The 4,347-nt window shown below is 73.4% G+C and carries 3 protein-coding genes; all 3 read left to right on the forward strand.

The genetic code is table 11. The features are described 5' to 3' along the window. The first annotated feature begins 574 nt into the window (after window positions 1-574). The 3 genes from AC07BF_RS37610 to AC07BF_RS37620 are packed head-to-tail and all read left to right on the forward strand — an operon-like array spanning window position 575 to window position 4,190. Window positions 575-1,087: a (2Fe-2S)-binding protein gene (locus tag AC07BF_RS37610; RefSeq protein ID WP_363588800.1), complete on the forward strand. Its 513-nt coding sequence runs from the start codon at window positions 575-577 to the stop codon at window positions 1,085-1,087. After that, window positions 1,084-2,082, forward strand: a complete 999-nt coding sequence (locus tag AC07BF_RS37615) for an FAD binding domain-containing protein (RefSeq protein ID WP_478334592.1) — start codon at window positions 1,084-1,086, stop codon at window positions 2,080-2,082. The genes AC07BF_RS37610 and AC07BF_RS37615 overlap by 4 nt, the downstream gene beginning before the upstream one ends. Further along, a complete protein-coding gene (locus AC07BF_RS37620) occupies window positions 2,079-4,190 on the forward strand; it encodes a xanthine dehydrogenase family protein molybdopterin-binding subunit (protein WP_478334593.1) in 2,112 nt (703 codons plus the stop codon). Before AC07BF_RS37615 ends, AC07BF_RS37620 begins: the two co-directional genes overlap by 4 nt. Window positions 4,191-4,347 lie beyond the last annotated feature (157 nt).

The following is a 4,347-nucleotide window of genomic DNA, read 5'->3' on the forward strand; positions in this document are numbered from 1 at the left end:
TCGAGGCCGGGGATGTCAACATATCTGGCGTTGACTTTTGGCACGCTGTTGAGTTCTCAAGGAACGGACACTTCCTTCGGACCGCCTTCCAGCGGACCCTCCGGGCGCTTCGTTCTTTCGTGTTCCCAGCTTATCAGACGTTTTCCGCCCCGTTTCCGGCGCTTCGTTCATCCAACTCGCTGGTGTCTTCTGCGGCTTGACGCCCCGTCCGACGTTTCAAACTCTAGCCGATCCCTACTCCGAAAAGCGAATCGGCCGCAATCCAATAAAACGAACACGCCGAATAGGAACCAAGCCGCGACAAGACGCGACCCAGCCCGAACCAGGACATGGCATTTCAAGAGGATTGGCCGCCCCGGGACCGTCCGCGCCGATGCGTGTCCGGTGCTCCCTGCCGAGCGACTAGGGAACACTACCCCTGGTCGGCGCCCAAGACAAGTAAGGACCGCGCGGCCACCGCACGGGACCGAACCGGTGGTTCCAGGCCCCCCGGATGCGGGCTCCGCCCCGGCGGTGGAAGGCATCACGGTGCCGGCCGGCGCGGTCGGCTGCCGACCGACCCCCCGAGGAAGCCATGGATGTGGCCAGTACCGTCACGCTCTCCGTCAACGGTGACCAGCACACCGTTGAGGTGGATCACCGCCGCACGCTGCTCGACCTGCTGCGCGAGCGGTTGGCGCTGACGGGGGCGAAGAAGGGATGCGACCACGGACAGTGCGGGGCGTGCACGGTGCTGCTGGACGGGCGGCGGGTGAACAGCTGCCTGGTGCTCGCGGTCGCCCAGGACGGGGCCGCGGTCACCACGGTCGAGGGCCTGGCCGGCGGCGACCGGCCGCACCCCCTCCAGCAGGCGTTCATCGAGTACGACGCGTTCCAGTGCGGCTTCTGCACGCCCGGGCAGCTCTGCTCGGCGGTAGGGATGCTCGCGGAGGCGGCGAAGGGCTGGCCGAGCGCCGTGACGGACCCCGACCCGCAGGCGCCGTCGCCGCTGGACGAGGCGGAGATCCGCGAACGCCTCAGCGGCAACCTCTGCCGGTGCGGCGCCTACCCCGGCATCGTCCGCGCCGTCCGGGAGGTCGCCCCGTGAAGCCCTTCGGCTACCACCGGCCCGCCGACATCGCCTCGGCCGTGGCGCTGGCCGCGCAGGTCCCAGGAGCCAGGTTCCTCGCCGGCGGCACCAACCTGGTCGACCTGCTCAAGCTCGGTGTGGAGGCACCGGAGCTGCTGGTGGACGTGAGCCGGCTGCCACTCGGCCTGGTGGAACCGGTCTCCGGCGGCGGTCTGCGGATCGGCGCGACGGTGCCCAACAGCGAGCTGGCCGCGCACCCGCTGGTCCGGCTGCACTATCCCGCGCTGTCCCAGGCCCTGCTGTCGGGAGCGTCCGGGCAGCTGCGCAACCTCGCCACCACCGCCGGCAACCTGCTCCAACGCACCCGCTGCCCGTACTTCCAGGACGTCACCAAGCCGTGCAACAAGCGCGTCGCCGGCTCCGGCTGCCCCGCGCGCGAGGGCGTGCACCGGGATCTGGCCGTGCTGGGGGCCTCCGCGGACTGCGTGGCCACCCACCCGTCCGACCTCGCGGTGGCACTGACGGCGCTGGACGCCGAGGTGCGGCTGACCGGTCCGACCGGGTCCCGCTGCTGCCCGCTCACCGAGTTCTACCGGCTGCCCGGGGACACTCCCGCCCGCGAGACCGGGCTGCGCCCCGGTGAGCTGATCACCGCGGTCGACCTGCCACCGCCGTGGTCGGGCACCCGCTCGGCCTACCGCAAGGTGCGCGAGCGGGCCTCGTTCGCCTTCGCCACCGTCTCGGTCGCCGCCGTACTGGTGGCGCGCGAGGGGAGGGTGGCACGGGTCGCACTGGCGCTCGGCGCAGTGGCGGCGAAGCCCTGGCGGGCGACGGTCGCCGAGCGGGCGATGCTCGGGCAGCCCGCCACCGAGGAGGTCTTCAGGGCCGCGCTGGACGCCGAACTGGCGGCCGCCCGGCCGCTGCGGGACAACGCGTTCAAGGTGCCGCTGGCACGCGAGGTCGCCGTACGGGTCCTCGCCGACCTCACACCGCAGCAGGAGGACCTCGGATGACGGCTCACCAGGACCGCCAGGACCGCCAGGAGCAGCGGGACACCTCGCTCACCCGGGTGGAGGGGCCCGACAAGGTCACCGGCCGCGCCCGGTACGCGACCGACCACCACCCGGCCGGCACCGCCTACGCCTGGCTCGTCACCGCCTCGCTCGCGCGCGGCGTGGTGGACGCCGTCGAGGACGCCGACGCCCTCGCCGACCCGGCCGTCCTCGCGGTGATCACCCACCGCAACGCCGAGCGGCTGGCCCCGACCGACGACCCGACGCTGGCCGTGCTCCAGTCCGCGCGGATCGCCCATCACGGGCAGCCGGTCGCGCTGGTGGTCGCCGAGACCCCGGAGGCCGCCCGGGCCGGCGCCCGCGCGCTGCGGATCAGCTGCACCCGGGAGCCCCACGACGTCCTGCTGACCGCCGACCACCCGGGCCTCTACACCCCCGAGGAGGCCAACGGCGGCTACCCCGCGGAGCGCGCCAGAGGCGACTTCGACAACGCGTACCGGACGGCCCCGCACCAGGTGGACGCCACCTACCACCTGCCGCCGCTGCACAACCACCCCATGGAGCCGCACGCCGCGACGGCCGTCTGGGACGGCGGCCGGCTCACCGTTTACGACGCCAGCCAGGGCTCCGGCAACAGCCAGGAGAACCTGTCGAAGCTCTTCGGCCTGCGCGCCGAGGAGATCCTGGTGGTCAGTGAGCACGTCGGCGGCGGCTTCGGTTCCAAGGGCACCACCCGGGCGCCCACGGTGCTGGCCGCGCTGGCCGCCCGCGCGGTCGGGCGGCCGGTCCAGCTCTGCCTGGCCCGCGCCCAGCTCGCCGACCTGGTCGGGCACCGCTCCCCCACCGTCCAACGGGTCCGGATCGGCGCCGACACCACCGGCCGGATCTCGGCGCTCGCCCACGAGGTGGCCACCCGCAGCTCCACGCTGCGCGAATTCGTCGAGCAGGCCGCCGTCCCCGCCCGGATGATGTACGCCGCACCGCACAGCCGCACCGTCCACCGGGTCGCCCGGCTCGACGTGCCCACCCCCTCCTGGATGCGGGCGCCCGGTGAGTGCCCCGGCATGTTCGCGCTCGAGTCCGCCATGGACGAACTGGCCCTGGCCTGCGGCCTCGACCCCGTCGAGCTGCGGATCCGCAACGAACCCGCGTTCGATCCGGACAGCGGGAAGCCGTTCAGCAGCCGCCGCCTGGTCGAGTGCCTGCGCGAGGGCGCCCGGCGCTTCGGCTGGGCCGACCGCGACCCCCGCCCCGGTGTCCGGCGGGACGGCCGGCTGCTGCTCGGCACGGGAGTGGCGGCCTCGACCTACCCCGTGCTGGTCGGTCCCGCGACCGCGGAGGCGCACGCCCGCCCCGACGGAAGCTTCCTGCTGCGGGTCAATGCCACCGACATCGGCACCGGGGCGCGCACCGCGCTGGTGCGGATCGCCGCCGACGCCCTGCGGGTCGCACCCGGGCGCGTCGAGCTGCGGATCGGCCGCAGCGACCTGCCGAAGGCGCCGCTGGCGGGCGGCTCCTCCGGCACCGCCTCCTGGGGATGGGCCGTGCACCGGGCCTGCGAGGAACTGCGCACGGCACTGGCCGAGCACGGCGGGCGGCCACCCTCCGACGGGCTGACCCGACACGCCGACACCGCCGAGGAGGTGGGGAGCACCGGCCAGGAGTACGCGCGGCACGCCTTCGGCGCGCAGTTCGCCGAGGTCCAGGTCGACCAGGACACCGCCGAGGTGCGGGTGCGCCGCCTGCTCGGGGTGTTCGCGGCCGGACGCGTCATCAACCCGCTGGCCGCGCGGAGCCAGCTGACCGGCGCGATGATCATGGGGCTGTCGATGGCCCTGCTGGAGCACAGCACCACCGATCCGTCCTTCGGCGGGCACGTCGAGCGCGACCTGGCCGCCTACCACGTCGCCGCGCACGCCGACGTCACCGCCGTCGACGCGCACTGGATCGACGACCCCGACCCCCACCTCAACCCGATGGGCTCCAAGGGGATCGGCGAACTGGGCATCGTGGGGACGGCGGCGGCGATCAGCAACGCCGTGCACCACGCCACCGGCGTCCGGGTCCGCGAACTGCCCATCCGCCCCGAGTCCCTGATCGGCCGCTGACCCGACGCCGGCCGGACACCACCGCCCGCGGACCGACTTCGCCGTTGGTGGGCGGCCGAGTCGGCGATGCAAAGAACGCCGAAGGGGGGGGGGGGGAGGGGGGGGGCGTAGCTCCCGGCGCTTTTTTTTTTGTTCCCTCGACGATCCACACAGAAAA

Source organism: Kitasatospora sp. NPDC043950 (assembly GCF_056435345.1).